This window comes from Marinobacterium maritimum (genome assembly GCF_039523155.1).
Classification (GTDB): domain Bacteria; phylum Pseudomonadota; class Gammaproteobacteria; order Pseudomonadales; family Balneatricaceae; genus Marinobacterium; species Marinobacterium maritimum.
Map to the genome: position 1 here is coordinate 534,911 of NZ_BAAAET010000003.1, position 14,709 is coordinate 549,619.

The following is a 14,709-nucleotide window of genomic DNA, read 5'->3' on the forward strand; positions in this document are numbered from 1 at the left end:
CCATGCCGTCCGACCATCCCGAAAAGCCCGTACGCCGTCGCGGCCGTCCGCCCAAGGACAGCGCCCGCCCCTACGCCGAAACGCGTCAGATCCTGATCCAGGCGGGTCTCGCCATGCTGACCGAGAAGGGCTACTCCTCTGTCGGCATCGATCAGATTCTGCGCTCGGTCGAAATACCCAAGGGGTCCTTCTATCACTACTTCAAGAGCAAGGAAGTCTTTGGTCAGGCCTTGATCGAGGCCTATGGTGAGTATTTCGCGCGCAAGCTGGACCGCTTCCTGCTCAATACGGATGTAGCGCCGCTGCAGCGCCTGAAGAACTTCATCGATGATGCCGGACAGGGGATGGCCCGCTACGCATTTCGTCGTGGCTGTCTGGTCGGCAACCTGGGTCAGGAGATGAGTCTGCTGCCGGAGTCTTTTCGCCAGCAGCTCAGTGCGGTTTTCACCGACTGGCAGCAACGAACCGCCCGCTGCCTGCGTGAAGCCCAGTCCGAGGGAACCCTGTCCGCCGAGCTGGACTGCGACCGCCTGGCCGCCTGGTTCTGGATCGGCTGGGAAGGTGCCGTCCTCAGAGCCAAGCTGGAAGCCTCCACACTGCCACTGGAGATCTTCGCCGAAGGCTTCTTTCAGCGGCTGCAGGCCGACTCTTAGTCCTGAACCACCGGCCTGAATCACCACCACCGAGGGGCGCCTTGAAACGCCCCTCGACCAGTCGGCTCAGCGTGGCTGACGACCGAGATTGTAGAACTCATCGTTCGGCCGCATGCTGGTCACGTTGGCCATTCGGTTGGACAGGCCGAAGAACGCCGCGATGGCGGCGATATCCCAGATATCCTCTTCGTCGAAGCCATGCGCCTTCAATGTAGCCATATCTTCGTCACCCACTTCGTACGCCTGCATCGAGACCTTGATGGCAAAATCCAGCATCGCCTTCTGACGCGGGGTAATGTCGGCCTTGCGGTAGTTGATCGCCACCTGATCAGCGATCAGCGGGTCCTTGGCGCGGATACGCAGAATCGCGCCATGCGCCACCACGCAGTACTGACACTGGTTCAGGTTGCTGGTGGCGACGACGATCATTTCTCGCTCTGCCACCGTCAGGTTGCCCGGCTTCTCCATCAGGGCATCGTGGTAGGCGAAGAAGGCGCGAAACTCTTCCGGCCGGTGCGCCAGCACCAGAAACACGTTGGGCACAAAACCGGCCTTCTCCTGCACCGCCAGAATCCGATCGCGGATATCCTCCGGCATCTCGGACAGTTCCGGGACCGGGAAACGGCTGATGGCATGCTGCTTGGCTTCACTCATTTAGACAACTCCTTGTTAATGATCACTGCTTATTCGCCGGATACAGGCACCACAATGCGGCCACGGATCTGCCCCTGCATCATCAGCGGCGCCTTCTCCAGTACCTCGTCAAACGGCACCTCTGTCACCAGCTGTTCCAGCTTGCTGATATCCAGATCGGCGGCCAGACGCTGCCAGGCCTCCAGGCGCTCGGCCTTGGGCGCCATCACGCTATCGACACCGACCAGCGTCACGCCCCGCAGAATGAACGGTGCCACCGTGGCGGGGAAGCCCATGCCTGCTGCCAGACCACAGGCCGCCACCACGCCGCGGTACTTCATCGCGGCACAGACATTGGCCAGCACCTGGCCACCGGCCACGTCAATCGCCCCGGCCCACTGCTCTTTCGCCAGCGGACGCCCTTTTTCGCTGTACTCGGCCCGATCAACGATGCTGGACGCGCCGAGCATCTTGAGGAAGTCGGCTTCTTCCGGACGACCGGTCATCGCAGCCACTTCGTAGCCCAGCTTGGCCAGCACGGCGACAGCCACACTGCCCACGCCGCCGGCGGCACCGGTGACCAGAATCGGGCCATCAGTGGGCTTCACACCCTGCTTTTCCAGCGCCAGCACACAGAGCATGGCGGTATAGCCGGCGGTGCCCAGTCCCATCGCCTGACGCGGAGTGAAAGGCGCCTGCAGCGGCACCAGCCACTCACCCGGTACGCGCACCTTCTCCGCCAGACCACCCCAGTGCTTCTCGCCCACACCCCAGCCGTTCAGCACCACCTGATCGCCGGGTTTGTATTCCGGGTTGTCAGAAGTTTCGACCACGCCGGCAAAGTCGATGCCCGGCACCATCGGGTAGCTTTTGGCGATCGGCGCACTGCCGGTCAGCGCCAGCGCATCCTTGTAGTTCATCGTGGTGTAAGCCACCCGGACGGTCACGTCACCCTCGGGCAGCTGGGCCTCGTCCAGCTCCTTGAACGCAACGGTCTGCTGATCTTCCACCTTGTCGAGCACGATAGCCTTGAACATAAGTCCTCCTGAGGGATGAGTGATGCCGGCCGGAAGCCGGTCACAATTAATTAGACGACCGTCTAATTAATGCCGTAAAACAGTATCTTTGTCTACAAATTATTGTATGTCTCTGATCATTTTTTCAGCATAGGAGATTCTTTCGTAACCTGTGGAAAGACGCATATGGACAAACAGGCAACTCACAAGCACACCCTCTTGAGGTTTTATTCACAGGAAACCGGGTCGGGCTCTGAAGGCTAAAAACCCATCAGACGGGAGTAAACTTGCGCAGGAAATCGTACAACCCCAGCACCTTCCGGTTCAGGGGGCGGGAGTTGTTCAGGGCGATCCAGTAGCTGCGACCTGAGGTCATGCTGACATCCCCGACACAGACCAGGTCGCCATCCGCCAGCTTGTCATCCAGCAGGTAACGTGTCCCCAGTGCGATGCCCTGACCGCGTTTGGCCGCATCGATCAGCATGATGTAGTTGTTGAACAGGCCTGCCACTGCCAGATCGGTCACGTTCAGCCCCTGAGACTGCAACCAGCAGGCCCAGTCAATCCAGGTAGGTTCAAGCCGCTCCGCGTCCAGCAGCATATGGCTCAGCAAGCTTTCGGGCTGGCTTCCGACGTCGAAAGGATGCCGTTCCAGGTAGGCCGCACTGGCAACCGGAACCAGTACTTCCGGGAACAGTTGCTCCATTTCCCAGCCCGCATGTGGCCCCGGTTCGTAGGTAATGACCATATGCACATCCTGGCTGAACAGGTCTGCGGTTGTATCCGAGGTAATAATACGGAAATTGAGCTCGCGAGCAGGGTGCGCCTGCTGATAGGCACTGATGGCACGGCCCAGCCAGTAATGTGATACCGCCGTATTGGCCGCCAGGGTGACCGTATGCTGCTGGCTGACATCTCTCAGCTCATCCACGGCACCGGCCAGATAGTTGAACGAGGCACTGACTTTCTGGTGCAGCTGCCTGCCCACGGCGGTAAGCGTCACACGCCGCCCATGCCGTTCGAACAACTCAGAGTCCAGGTAGTCTTCCAGATATTTAATCTGCTTGCTCACCGCTGCCTGGGAGACATGCAGTTCCTGTGCCGCGCGAGTGAAATTCAGTGTCCGCCCGGCCGCCTCGAACACCAGCAGACTGATCGGGGTCGGCAAACGATGCCTAAGGCTCTTCATAACTTCAGGTTATCTAAAATGATGAGTTTTTAATGCGTATTCCAATATATCGCATCACTATATAATTTTTCTCCATTTTATCCGACTTTCAATGAATACAGTGGCTAAGAATGTCTCTTCAGGAGCGGTCTGGCAGCTGTCTCTCTTTCGCTCGGATGCCAAGGGACACCCTTGAAATCAGTATTTACAGTAATTTGAAAGAAGACTGCCCAAGGCGAGCAGGATCTTTCAGGTCACGAGCGCAGACTGCATCCGGCCCGGACAATCTCCGCAATACTGATGCATCCGGTTACATTAAACCTGAAAACTGGAGGCGGTTATCTTTAAGTTCGATATAAAACCATACCCTTTCATCACAACTTACACTCATATGTTGACCACAGAATCGGGAGGTCTGCGATGAGTTATTCCAATACCATGGAAATCGGTCTTTCCCAGAGCGGTTTCTACGCCGGACTCAATCCTTTTGTAACTCTGATCAGCAAGGCGATTATCGCTCTGATCGTGCTCTACGCTGTTGTGTTTCCAGAAGCGGCCGTCGCCACTCTCAGTGCCGTTAACGGGCTGCTGCTGAAAACGTTCAACACCTACTACATCTATACCGCCAGCCTGTTCATGCTGTTCTGCCTGGGGCTGGCACTGAGCCGTTATGGCCGCATCCGTCTGGGTCGCGAGGATGAGGCTCCCGAGTTCGGCTTTTTCTCCTGGTTCGCCATGATGTTCAGCGCCGGCATGGGTATTGGCCTGATGTTCTATTCGATCGGCGAACCCCTGTACCACTTCCAGTCCAATCCGGCACTGATGCAGTCCGGCCTCGAGGGCGGCAATGCCGCGGCCGTGCCCAGCGCCATGCGCTACAGTTTCCTGCACTGGGGCCTGCACGCCTGGGGCATCTATGTGTCGGCCGGTCTGTGCATGGCCTACTTTGCCTTCCGCAAGGGACTGCCGCTGACCATTCGCTCCACCCTCTACCCGCTGCTGGGCCGCTCGCTGAACGGCCCACTGGGACATGCCATCGATGTGCTGGCGGTGGTGGCCACCAGCCTGGGCGTTGCCACCACCATGGGCACCGGTGTCACCCAACTGGTCGCCGGGGTGGAGTTCATTACCGGTACAGGCCTGCTGATCAACGCCAATGGTGAACCCACACTGACGGCGCTGATTGCCACTCTGGTACTGGTCATGCTGCTGTCCACCGTTTCAGCCCTGACCGGCGTTACCCGTGGCGTGAAGTGGCTCAGCCAGATCAATGTTTACCTGTCCATAGGATTGCTGGCATTTTTCATGCTGCTGGGCTCCAGTCTGTACAGTCTGGTCCTGTTCGGTAACAGCCTGGTGGACTATGCCACCAACCTGATGCCGATGTCGTTCGCGGTATGGGACAGCAGCACCGAGATCGGTGGCTGGCAGAACGGCTGGACCATTTTCTACTGGGCCTGGTGGATCGCCTTTGCCCCCTTTGTCGGGCTATTCCTGGCGCGCATCTCCCGCGGCCGCACTATCCGCGAGTTTGTCATCGGCTGCATGCTGATACCGAGCCTGATCTGCTTCGCCTGGATGGCGTTCATGGGGGGCACCGGTCTGGACCTTGAACTGAACGGTACTGCAGATGGTGCCATCACTCAGGCCGCCAGCAACAACATCGCGACTGTGCTCTTCGTTACCATCGACTTGCTGACCTCGGGCATGCTCGCCGAACTGATCAAATTCGGCTCAATTGTGCTGATCATCACCTACCTGGTGACCTCCGCCGACTCCGGCGTACTGGTGCTGAATACCATCATGGCCGGCGGTAACAGCGACCCTCTGCGCCGCCATCGTATGGTCTGGGGTGTAATCCTGACTCTGGTGGTCGGCTCACTGCTGCTGGCCGGTGGCCTGAGCGCCATCAAGACCGCCATGATCATCGGCGCCCTGCCGTTTTCGCTGGTGATGGTGCTGATGTGCGCCTCGATGATCAAGTCACTGCTGCAGACCGAGGGCCGCAGCGCCACGGCGACCCAGCCGGCCAGTGAGCCGAGCTGATCAGCCGGGGAGACCTCATCGGGTTCAGGGACCGGCGCAACTAATCCAGCAGAAAGTTGCGCCGGCATCCCCCTTCAGCCCGCTGTAGGCTGGGGAGCCGGCTCACTGAACAGGAAGCCCTGGGATTCATCAATGCCAAGCGACTTGACCACGGCCTGCACCTCCTGGCAGTGGACAAACTCGGCCACCGTCCGAATACCGGCATTGCGTGCAAAGAACACGATGGCCCGCACGATCTCGTAGCTGGTCGCATCCTGGTGGATGTTGCGGATGTACTTGGCGTCGATCTTGATCATGTCGATCTCCAGCTCGAGAATGCGCTCGAAGTTGGAGTACTCGGTGCCGAAGTCGTCGATCGCCAGCTGATAGCCGCAGCTTTTCAGGTGCTGCAGCTGTTCAAGATAGTCCTGCTTGCTGCCGCTGCTGACGCCCTCATGGATCTCCAGAATCAAACGGCGTGGATCCACGCCATGGGCCTGAACCGCCTGGGCCAGAAACTCGGGCAGATAGCCCAGCTCCAGATCCGTTTCGGTGATATTGATCGAAATGGTGCCGGCAACTTGGGTCAGCTGATAGACCGCCTGCTTGACCACCTCTCGGGTAATGGCCGGCATCAGCCCAGTCAGCTCGGCTACCGGCAGGAACTGCCCCGGGCCGAAGATCTCGCCGCCATGCTCCAGCCGCACCAGCGCTTCCCACTTGCCGATGGCACCATCCCTGTTGTCATGGATACCCTGAAACCAGGCCTTTATCCCGCCATCCCTGAGTGCCTCATGCAGGCGCAGGTTCCAACCGATGTAGTCGACCTGCTGCTGTTTCGCCGGCTCGTCCGTCTCGGGGTTGTAGATATGGGAAGCATTCTTGCCGCGCATCCGGGCTCGCTTCAGTGCGACCATGGCACGCCGCAACAGATCCTGCCCACCCTCGGCCACCCCGGCATTGAAGGTCAGGTGGAAGCTCAGCGTGTCCAGCCGAACCGGCTGGCTGAAGAAGTGCTCACGCAACCGCTCCAGTTCGACCTCGGGCGCCCCCAGCTCGTCATACAACAGGACAAACTGGTCCGCGCTGCCACGGAACAGCTTCCCCGGCCCTGCCAGCTGCAGCAGGGCCTCGGCGAAGGCCTGCAGCAGCTTGTCCCCCACCGTTACGCCATAGCGGGCATTAATCAGCCCCAGATTGTTCAGGTTCAGCAGGATCAGGGCCGCAGATGAAGGTGTGTGGCGCAACGTCTCGACCATGCTCTGGGTATTGGGCAGCCCTGTCAGGACATCCCGCGACAGCTCCAGGGCCAGACGCTCCTTTTCCGCCTGCATTTGCTGTTGTTGGGCATGGCGCACCAGCACGATCGAGATCAGCGCAGCCCCCACGTCCAGCAGACGCTTGTGAAAGCCAGATGGCTCACGGTGCTCGAACGAAGACAGGGCAAAGGAACCGATCACATTACCCTGCTCGTCCCGAACCGGGACGGACCAGCAAGAACAGAGATTGAAATCCTGCGCCAGCTGGCGCAGATCGGACCAGCGCGGGTCCTTGAAGGTGTCGTACACGAAGGTCGGCTCGTTGCGATACACGGCGTTGCCGCAGGAGCCGCTGCCCGGCCCGGGTTTCAGCTCCTTGAGACGACTGATACCGGCAGGGGGCACGTTAGGCGCCGAGAGCATTGCCATGAGCCCGGTTTCGGTATCCAGCTGCATGAAGGTGGCCACAGCCCCCGGCAGCAGTTTTTCAGCAACACGACAGGTTTCGTCGATCACCTCGAGGTAAGGCGCATCGGCAGCCACCAGGCCACAAATTGCCTGCTGCAAGCCCAGAATATGATCAAGCTCACCAAGACTGAGATCGAGCTCGGTTTCTGTTGCAGACAACATGGCATCCCTTCTATGCTAGCCCTTTAAACTGGCTTAACCCACTGATTCTTATTACAAAAACATGACACTCCCCGGGCATTTATACCACAGAGTCATATATCTATGTAAACAACACCAGTCTGGCTCAACTGTCAGACGCTGAACCGGCATCCGGTTGTTTTGCCTTGGCTGCCCAGTCCTGGAACTGGCTGAACAGGTCCACCGGAAGCGGAAACACGATGGTATGACTATGCTGGCCGGCGATCTCGGTCAGCGTCTGCATGTAGCGCAACTGGATGGCCTGCGGCTGCTGCGCCAGCGTCTGGGCTGCTTTCAACAGCTGTTCCGACGCCTCCTGTTCGCCCAAGGCATGAATCACCTTGGCGCGCCGTGAGCGCTCGGCCTCCGCCTGACGAGCAATGGCGCGGATCATGCTCTCGTCCAGATCCACATGCTTGATCTCCACGTTGGCGACCTTGATGCCCCAGGCATCAGTCTGCTTGTCGAGTATCTTCTGGATATCGATATTGAGCTGGTCGCGCTCCGACAGCATCTCGTCCAGCTCGTGCTGGCCCAGTACCGAGCGCAAGGTGGTCTGCGACAACTGGCTGGTCGCTTCCAGGTAGTTCTCCACATGAATCACCGCCCGCTCGGGGTCGACCACGCGGAAATAGATCACCGCGTTAACACGCACCGACACGTTGTCGCGCGAGATCACGTCCTGGGTCGGCACATCCATCACCAGGGTACGCAGATCCACACGCACCATCTGCTGAATCACCGGCACGATAATGATCAGCCCGGGGCCCTTGACTCGGTAGAAACGGCCCAGCAGAAAGACCACTCCTCGTTCATATTCGCGCAGAATACGGAACATGGATATCAGCAGCAGGATTACCAGTACAACCACTGTCGTCATGAAGTAGGGAAAACCAAACATCTCATCTCTCCTGTTTATCAACCAACAGATGCAGGCCCGCACTGCCGGTTACCCGTACCTGGTCACCCGGTGCCAGCGGCTGAGCGCAGCGTACCGGCCAGAGTTCACTCTCGAAACGCACCATCGCCTGTCCATCATGAATCTGCTCCACCGCCAACAGCTGCCCCCGTGCCGCATCGGTCCCCAGGGTCTGCGGCCGATTGCGCGCCCGCAGCGCCATCGCGACCACGCCGAAGGCCACCAGCAGCGTGCTGACACCGAAGGCGATGATCACCGGCCAGGCGATGCGATAGGCGGGCAGGTCCGTATCCATCAGCATGATCGAGCCCACCGTGAAGGCGATGGCACCACCAATACCGAGAATGCCGAAGCTGGGTGCATAGGCTTCCGCGATCATCAGGCCGATGCCGAGCAGCATCAGCCCCAGTCCTGCATAGCTGATCGGCAGTACCTGGAAGGCGTACAGCGCGATCATCAAGCTGATGACACCGAGCACACCGGGCACACCGAAGCCGGGATTGGAGAATTCGAAGATCAGGCCATAGATGCCGATCAGCATCAGCAGGTAGGCCATATTGGGGTTGGTAATGATGGCGAGGAATTCGGTACGCCAGTCCGGCTGGTACTCGACCCGTGGGGCAGCGCTCAGCTGCAGTGTCAGAGGGCGCCCGGCGACATCAATCTCGCGGCCTTCCAGCTGCGCCAGCAGCTGGTCCAGGTCATCCGCCATCAAATCGATCACCTGCTGTTTCAGCGCTTCTGACGCACTGAGGCTGCTGCCCTCACGTACCGCCTGCTCGGCCCAGTCGGCGTTGCGCCCGCGCAACTCGGCCAGGCTGCGGATGTAGGCCACGGCATCATTGATGATCTTGTGCTCCATGGCACTGCCGCTGCGTTTGGACGCGGCCGGGTCTTTATCGGCCCCGGGTTCCGGATCGATACTGGGCACGCCGCCAATGGCCACTGGCGTCGCTGCGCCCAGATTGGTCGCCGGGGCCATGGCCGCGATATGACAGCTGTACAGCAGGTAGGTACCGGCACTGGCGGCACGGGCGCCGCCCGGAGACACATAGCCGATCACCGGCACCGGCGAGGCCAGCACGGCGCTGATCATCTGTCGCATCGACAGGTCCAGCCCACCCGGCGTATCAATCTCGAGTACAACCGCCTGTGCTCGGCTTTCAGCGGCGCGCTCCAGCCCCCGGACCAGATAGTCCGCACTGGCCGGCCCGACCACGGCTTCCAGACGCAGCACCCAAACCGCGTTATCAGGGGCTTCTGCCGCCTCAGCCTGTGCCATGCCGCCCAGCGGCAGGCTACTCAGGAGTAACAGGCAGAGCAGCGAACGGAAAAAGCTTGTCATCATCGCTACCTCCACAGATGCCTGCAGTATAGGAGATCAATGGCAGGACGCAGTCAGGTACCGGATGAAAGTCAGGAAGGAAGACAGACGACCCAGGGGCCGCCCGGATGATCAGGCCGCGTAACCGCGCAGGAAAAGGTCAACACTGCTGACGATATAGGCATCGATCTCGGCCTCGTCCAGCTGAGGCTCTATGCCCAGTTCCGAGCGGATCTGCGCCTCACCCTGCACCATCAGCAGGAACTGAATCGCCGCATGCCGCGGATTGGTGATGCGGAGTTGTCCGTTGGCGGCCTCACGGGCCAGCATCTCGCTCAGGCCAGAGATCACCGTCTGCGGCCCTGCTGCAAAGAACAGCTCGGCCGCCTGCGGCTGGGTATCCACTTGGGAGACACAGGTGCGATGCACCCGGCACGCCTCTTCCGACAGTATCAGCTGGACGAATTGGCGGCCGATATCGAGCAGGCGTTCCCGTAACGCCCCCTCGGTCGCAGCAAAGAGGTCGCTCAGTTCATAGCGCTGGCATTTGCATTGAATGGCGGCGGTAAACAGTTCGTCCTTGTTGCCAAAGTGGCTGTACACCGTCTGTTTGGACACACCGGCATGCTGGGCCACCGTCTCCATGCTGGTGTCGGTATAGCCGTGCTGAACAAAAAGTATCGAGGCAGCTTCCAGAATCTGCTCCCGCTTGGCGGCACTGCTGGGTCTCAAGGTCGACTCCTGCTTCAAAATCAAACTGGACAGTCCAGTCTAACAAACCTAAACTGGACTCACTGGTCTACTTATTATAGCGGGAATGACGCCATGACGATGCCCCGAGACTCCCTTCTTGTGACCCTGGTTAGCTGTCTGCTGCTGATATCGGGCTGCTCGGACCACTCTGCTGCCACGCCTCAACCCTCGGCGCGCCCGCTCAGTGTCAGTGTACAGGCGCTGGCCCCCCGGGGAGCCTATACCGTAGAGCAACGTTTCGCCGGACGGGTCGAGGTGGCACAGAACAGTGCTCTGGGCTTCGAGGCCGGCGGCAAGCTGGAACAGGTACTGGTCGACGAGGGCAACCCGGTCCTGGCCGATCAGGTCCTGGCCCGACTCGATACCCGCCTGCTTCAGGCCGAAGCCACACGCCTCCAGGCGCAACGGCATGAAGCCCGCGCCCGCCTGCGCCTGGCCCGGATCAGCCTCGAACGACTGGTTGCACTGGAGCGCAAGGGCTATGCATCGACCCAGAACCGTGATGAACTCCAGGCCGAAGTGGACGCACTGCAGGCCTCCATCGCCGTGATCGACAGCACGCTGGCCAGCAACCAGCTGCTGCAGGACAAGTCGGTGCTCCGGGCCCCCTTTGCCGCTCGTATCGGGCGCCGCCTGGCGGACGAGGGCGAAGTCCTGGCCGCGGGACAGCCCGTGTTGCAGCTGCTGGCCGAGTCAAACACCGAATTCAATATCGGCATCCCGCCGGAGCGCGCCGCAGTACTGCGACCGGACCGTGAGTACAGCGTCCAGATCGGCGATCGCCAGGTACCGGCGCGCCTGCTCAGTATCGGGGCCGACCTGAACCCCGGCAGCCGTACCCTGCCGGTACGCCTGACACCGATCGAACCCATCCCGCTGGTCAACGGCGCCCTGGCCCAGCTCTGGCTGCCACAGACCTATCCCGCTGACGGCTTCGAGGTTCCGTTGAGCGCGCTGACCGACGGCGTACGAGGACTGTGGAACGTGTACGTAGTGCGTGACAGCGACGCCGGCAGTCGGGTCGAAGTCCGTGACGTCCGCGTCCTGCACAGCACCACGCACAGCGCCTACATCACCGGGGCTTTGCAACCCGGCGAGCAGATCATTACCCGTGGACTGCATCGCATCGTGCCCGGGCAGCGCGTCAGCCCCCAGCCTGAAACGGCCGGAGCCCAGCCATGATCGCTTCGGCCCTGTTCAATGGACGCCTGCTGGCGCTGCTCACGGCCCTGCTGATCGTGGCCGGCGGTGCCGCCCTGCACACGCTGCCACGCATGGAAGACCCGCGGATACTGGCGCGTATCGCCACGGTGATTACTCAGCTGCCGGGGGCCAGCGCCGAACGGATCGAGGCTCAGGTGTCCGAGCCGATCGAGAACAAGCTCCGCGAGCTGGCCGAGATCAAGGAGATCAGCTCCACCTCCCGTGCCGGTATCTCCATCGTCAGCATCGAACTTCAGGACAGAATCGAGGATGTGGCTCCAGTCTGGTCCCGTGCCCGCGACCTGCTCAACGATGTCACACCCAGCCTGCCCGCAGGCACCCAGCCACCGAAGCTGGAAGACAACCGCGGCTATGCCTTTACCCTGCTGGTTGGACTGGAGTGGCAGGGTGACTCAGCGGCAAACCTGGCCACGCTGGGACGTTATGCCCGGGAACTGGAAAGCCGGATGCGCGCCCTGCCCGGCACCGACTATGTGGCGATCTACGGTGAGCAGCAGGAGGAGATTCGCATCGATGTGGATCCCGAACAGGCCGGTAGCCGCGGCCTCAGTCTGCCGGCCATCGCCTCCGCCGTCCGTCAGGCGGATGCCCGCACATCCGCCGGCCAGATCAGTAATGACCATGTCCAGCTCCAGGTCGAACTCACGGGCGCGCTGGACAGAGTCGAACGCATTCGCCAGATTCCGCTGACTACGGATGATCACGGCTATCTCAGCCGGGTCGGCGATATCGCCGAGGTCAGTGAAGGCATCTACCTGCCGGCCCGTGAAGAAGCCTGGCTCGATGGCCATCAGGGACTTGTGGTTGGCGTTCGCATGCTGCCGCATCTGCGCGTGGACCAATGGAGCGCGACCGCCCGCGAACGGCTTGCACAATTCGACGCCAGCCTGCCGGCCAACGTGACCAGCCGTATGCTGTTCGACCAGAGCGGCTATACCGAAACCCGGCTGCAGCAGCTGGTGCTCAATATCGGCCAGGGGTTCGTGCTGATCCTGCTGGTACTGCTGCTGACGCTCGGCCTGCGTGCCGCGCTGATTACGGCACTGGCGTTGCCGCTGACCACCCTTTTCACGCTGGCCTGCATGAAGTTCTACGGACTGCCGATCCACCAGATGTCGGTCACCGGTCTGGTCGTCGCGCTGGGCATCATGATCGACAACGCCATCGTCATGGTCGACAGCATTCAGCACCGCCGCCAGCAGGGCGAGTCGGCCCGCATGGCGGTGATCGCATCGGTGCGCCACCTCTGGCTGCCATTGCTGGGCTCGACACTGACCACCGTACTGGCCTTCATGCCACTCATACTGATGCCCGGGGCTGCCGGCGAGTTTGTCAGCGGCATCGCCATCAGCGTGATCTTTTCCCTGATCGGCTCCTGGCTGCTGTCACACACCCTGATCGCGGCCCTGGCCGGGCGCTTCCTGCGCCCCGGCAGCCGCGGTCATGACCACTGGTACCGCACCGGGCTACACCTGCCACGGCTGGCCCGGGCCTTCAATCAAAGCCTGGCGCTGGCGCTGAAGCGCCCTCGGCTGGCCGCTGGACTGACCCTGATCCTGCCGCTGACCGGTTTCTGGAGTGCCGGGCAGCTGACCGAGCAGTTCTTTCCGCCATCGGACCGCGACATGTTCCATATCGAGCTGCATCTGCCCGCTCAGGCCAGTCTGGCGCAAACCCGCAGCACGACCCGGGCCATCAACGCGATCCTGCAGCAACAGCCCGAGATCAGGCAGGTAGCCTGGTTCCTCGGCAGCAATGCGCCCTCGTTCTACTACAACATGATGCCGCTGCATGAGGGCAAGCCCAACTACGCCCAGGCGATGGTGACCAGCGATCACTTCAGCAGTGCCAACCGGCTGATCCCGCAACTGCAGGCCCAGCTGGACCAGGCCCTGCCCGGCGCCCAGATACTGGTGCGACGGCTGGACCAGGGCCCGCCCTTTACTGCACCGGTGGAACTGCGCCTGTACGGCCCCTCGCTGGACCAGCTGAGAACACTCGGCGACGAGGCCCGACGCATACTGTCGACGGTGCCCGATGTGATGCACACCCGTTCCACGCTGCAACCGGGCACGCCCAAGATCTGGCTCGAGGTGGATGAAGATGCCGCCCGCCTGGCCGGACTGCCGCTGCAAGGGCTTGCGGGCCAGCTGCAGGGAGCCCTGCAGGGCGTTGCGGCCGGCGAGGTTCTGCAAAGTACCGAGTCGATTCCGATCAGGGTACGGATCGACACCGATCGGCGCCAATCGCCCGCAGCGCTGGAACAGTTTCACATCAGCACACCTCAGGCCGGCAATATACCGCTGAGTGCACTGGCCGAGATCCAGCTGCAGCCGAGTCGTGGCGATATCCCCCGTCGCGACGGTGAACGGGTCAACGTGATCGAGGGTTACCCGGCCTTCGGGATACTGCCCAGTCAGGTGCTGACGGCGTACGAGCAGGCGTTACAGGATGCCAACTTCCAGTTGCCGGCCGGCTATCGCATGGAGATCGGTGGTGAGGCTTCCAAACGCAATGATGCCGTCGGCAAGTTGCTGGCCAATCTGGGCATCATCGTCGTGCTGCTGGTCATGGTGGTGGTGCTGTCGTTCAACTCCTTCCGCATCAGCCTGCTGATCTTCGCCACGGCCCTGCAGTCAGCCGGCCTCGGCCTGCTGACCGTGTGGCTGTTCGACTATCCGTTCGGGTTTACCGTGATCATCGCCCTGCTGGGCCTGATGGGACTGGCGATCAATGCCGCCATCGTGATTCTGGCTGAACTCAAGGCCGATCCCAACGCAGCACGCGGAGATACCAAGGCGATCCGCACAGCGGTCGCCGGCTGCAGCCGGCATATCCTGTCGACCACCATCACCACCATCGGGGGGTTCATGCCGCTGATTCTGGCCGGTGGCGGCTTCTGGCCGCCGTTCGCCGCCGCCATCGCCGGCGGCACCCTGCTGACCACGCTGTTGTCGTTCTATTTCGTGCCGACCCTGTTCCGGCAGATGGCGCTCAGGCGCAGGTTCGAAAGTTCGTCAGCACCCGCTGCCGCCATGCCTTGATCAGACCGAGAGGCTGGCGGTCTCTCCAGACACCAGCCGCTGA

Annotated in this window: 11 protein-coding genes; 4 read left to right on the forward strand and 7 right to left on the reverse strand. The window is 61.2% G+C overall.

Annotated features, from left to right (window positions below):
- The first annotated feature begins 2 nt into the window (after positions 1 to 2).
- On the forward strand, positions 3 to 653 hold the full coding sequence (acuR, locus tag ABD013_RS13515; RefSeq protein ID WP_343806788.1) for an acrylate utilization transcriptional regulator AcuR: 651 nt from the start codon (positions 3 to 5) through the stop codon (positions 651 to 653).
- A 66-nt stretch (positions 654 to 719) separates the two neighbouring features.
- On the opposite strand, the gene ABD013_RS13520 is transcribed toward acuR, so the two are convergent.
- The 3 genes from ABD013_RS13520 to ABD013_RS13530 form a co-directional block, all read right to left on the reverse strand.
- Positions 720 to 1,307 (reverse strand): peroxidase-related enzyme, encoded by a 588-nt coding sequence (locus tag ABD013_RS13520; protein WP_343806791.1) that lies wholly within the window; start codon positions 1,305 to 1,307, stop codon positions 720 to 722.
- 29 nt (positions 1,308 to 1,336) lie between these two features.
- The gene (gene acuI / locus ABD013_RS13525; protein WP_343806794.1) at positions 1,337 to 2,323 is read right to left on the reverse strand and encodes an acrylyl-CoA reductase (NADPH); all 987 of its coding nucleotides are present in this window, start codon (positions 2,321 to 2,323) and stop codon (positions 1,337 to 1,339) included.
- Between the two features lie 250 nt (positions 2,324 to 2,573).
- Positions 2,574 to 3,491, reverse strand: a complete 918-nt coding sequence (locus ABD013_RS13530; protein WP_343806796.1) for a LysR substrate-binding domain-containing protein — start codon at positions 3,489 to 3,491, stop codon at positions 2,574 to 2,576.
- 399 nt (positions 3,492 to 3,890) lie between these two features.
- On the opposite strand from ABD013_RS13530, the gene ABD013_RS13535 reads away from it, so the two are divergent.
- Positions 3,891 to 5,516 (forward strand): BCCT family transporter, encoded by a 1,626-nt coding sequence (locus tag ABD013_RS13535; RefSeq protein WP_343806798.1) that lies wholly within the window; start codon positions 3,891 to 3,893, stop codon positions 5,514 to 5,516.
- Between the two features lie 74 nt (positions 5,517 to 5,590).
- Here the strand turns inward: ABD013_RS13535 and ABD013_RS13540 are convergent, their stop codons facing one another.
- The 4 genes from ABD013_RS13540 to ABD013_RS13555 all read right to left on the reverse strand — a co-directional run bounded on the left by ABD013_RS13540 (position 5,591) and on the right by ABD013_RS13555 (position 10,377).
- A complete protein-coding gene (locus tag ABD013_RS13540) occupies positions 5,591 to 7,384 on the reverse strand; it encodes an EAL domain-containing protein (RefSeq protein ID WP_343806801.1) in 1,794 nt (597 codons plus the stop codon).
- Between the two features lie 124 nt (positions 7,385 to 7,508).
- Positions 7,509 to 8,303, reverse strand: a complete 795-nt coding sequence (locus ABD013_RS13545) for a slipin family protein (protein ID WP_343806804.1) — start codon at positions 8,301 to 8,303, stop codon at positions 7,509 to 7,511.
- Between the two features lies 1 nt (position 8,304).
- Entirely contained in the window at positions 8,305 to 9,669 is a 1,365-nt protein-coding gene (locus tag ABD013_RS13550; RefSeq protein ID WP_343806807.1) for an NfeD family protein, read from the reverse strand.
- Positions 9,670 to 9,777: 108 nt separating this feature from the next.
- The gene (locus ABD013_RS13555) at positions 9,778 to 10,377 is read right to left on the reverse strand and encodes a TetR/AcrR family transcriptional regulator (protein WP_343806810.1); all 600 of its coding nucleotides are present in this window, start codon (positions 10,375 to 10,377) and stop codon (positions 9,778 to 9,780) included.
- 93 nt (positions 10,378 to 10,470) lie between these two features.
- Between ABD013_RS13555 and ABD013_RS13560 the strand changes: the two genes are divergently transcribed.
- Together ABD013_RS13560 and ABD013_RS13565 are read left to right on the forward strand one after the other, a co-directional pair.
- A complete protein-coding gene (locus tag ABD013_RS13560) occupies positions 10,471 to 11,580 on the forward strand; it encodes an efflux RND transporter periplasmic adaptor subunit (protein ID WP_343806813.1) in 1,110 nt (369 codons plus the stop codon).
- Entirely contained in the window at positions 11,577 to 14,666 is a 3,090-nt protein-coding gene (locus ABD013_RS13565; protein WP_343806816.1) for an efflux RND transporter permease subunit, read from the forward strand. The genes ABD013_RS13560 and ABD013_RS13565 overlap by 4 nt, the downstream gene beginning before the upstream one ends.
- Positions 14,667 to 14,709 lie beyond the last annotated feature (43 nt).

What these genes read in the sequence shown, in the direction of transcription:
- acuR (WP_343806788.1), top strand. Translation starts at nt 3, where the DNA reads ATGCCGTCCGACCATCCCGAAAAGCCCGTACGCCGTCGCGGCCGTCCG.
- ABD013_RS13520 (WP_343806791.1), bottom strand. Translation starts at nt 1,307, where the DNA reads ATGAGTGAAGCCAAGCAGCATGCCATCAGCCGTTTCCCGGTCCCGGAA.
- acuI (WP_343806794.1), bottom strand. Translation starts at nt 2,323, where the DNA reads ATGTTCAAGGCTATCGTGCTCGACAAGGTGGAAGATCAGCAGACCGTT.
- ABD013_RS13530 (WP_343806796.1), bottom strand. Translation starts at nt 3,491, where the DNA reads ATGAAGAGCCTTAGGCATCGTTTGCCGACCCCGATCAGTCTGCTGGTG.
- ABD013_RS13535 (WP_343806798.1), top strand. Translation starts at nt 3,891, where the DNA reads ATGAGTTATTCCAATACCATGGAAATCGGTCTTTCCCAGAGCGGTTTC.
- ABD013_RS13540 (WP_343806801.1), bottom strand. Translation starts at nt 7,384, where the DNA reads ATGTTGTCTGCAACAGAAACCGAGCTCGATCTCAGTCTTGGTGAGCTT.
- ABD013_RS13545 (WP_343806804.1), bottom strand. Translation starts at nt 8,303, where the DNA reads ATGTTTGGTTTTCCCTACTTCATGACGACAGTGGTTGTACTGGTAATC.
- ABD013_RS13550 (WP_343806807.1), bottom strand. Translation starts at nt 9,669, where the DNA reads ATGATGACAAGCTTTTTCCGTTCGCTGCTCTGCCTGTTACTCCTGAGT.
- ABD013_RS13560 (WP_343806813.1), top strand. Translation starts at nt 10,471, where the DNA reads ATGACGATGCCCCGAGACTCCCTTCTTGTGACCCTGGTTAGCTGTCTG.
- ABD013_RS13565 (WP_343806816.1), top strand. Translation starts at nt 11,577, where the DNA reads ATGATCGCTTCGGCCCTGTTCAATGGACGCCTGCTGGCGCTGCTCACG.